This is a genomic window from Fictibacillus sp. 7GRE50 (genome assembly GCF_015903875.1).
Lineage (GTDB): Bacteria > Bacillota > Bacilli > Bacillales > Fictibacillaceae > Fictibacillus > Fictibacillus phosphorivorans.
Window position 1 is genome coordinate 1 of the sequence record NZ_JACZDW010000020.1, and the last position, 711, is coordinate 711.

Annotated in this window: 1 protein-coding gene and 1 pseudogene; both read left to right on the top strand. The window is 39.2% G+C overall.

Annotated elements, in window-relative coordinates; all coding sequences use genetic code 11:
* A pseudogene (locus tag IHV12_RS22495) lies at positions 1–250 on the top strand (hypothetical protein); the annotation flags it as partial.
* A 17-nt stretch (positions 251–267) separates the two neighbouring features.
* On the top strand, positions 268–543 hold the full coding sequence (locus IHV12_RS22500) for an AbrB/MazE/SpoVT family DNA-binding domain-containing protein (protein ID WP_197192297.1): 276 nt from the start codon (positions 268–270) through the stop codon (positions 541–543).
* Positions 544–711: the final 168 nt, after the last annotated feature.

A 711-nucleotide genomic window follows, 5' to 3' on the forward strand; every position in this document is an offset into this window, starting at 1 on the left:
CGGAACGAAACCACCGGAATCCAAACAATCCGTCAAATCAACCATGGTCGGGCTGAAGCCGTTTGAATATCAGACATCGAAGACGGAAGCAGAATTCTTTAATGAATTCAAGCTTTCGACAGAGTATAATGATGTATCGAATACAGAAACGGTGATTGTTAAAACGTCTCTTATTTATGTGAAAGAGCAAGGCTGGAAGATCGATGATGTAGAATTTGTCGGAGAATTAACCGGACGCCCCACGTCCTAAGGAAGGAAGATATTAGCATGAAAAGTACAGGTGTTGTAAGGAAGGTAGACGAGCTGGGGAGAATTGTTATTCCCATTGAGTTAAGAAGAGTCCTGGAGATTGAAATTAAGGATGCAATAGAGATTTTTGTAGATGATGATAAAATCATTCTCCAAAAATATATGGCCCATAATGCGTGTGCGATTACCGGTGAGATAACCAACGAAAATAGGACGTATGGTCATGGGAAATTTGTGTTGAGTCCTAAAGGCGCAGAAATCTTGCTTCGGGAACTAGAAGAAGCAGCTAAATGACAAAAGAAGTAACCGATCGTTCTTTCATAAAGAGCGATTTTTTTGTGGCCACAAAAATCCTTAAAATAAGGATTATTGAATCTTAATACTCAATGAAGAGCTCCATTGCCCTTTCATCGTGGTTAATGAATTCTAACGTCTACCAGGTTTTTGAGTTTTAAACGGAAT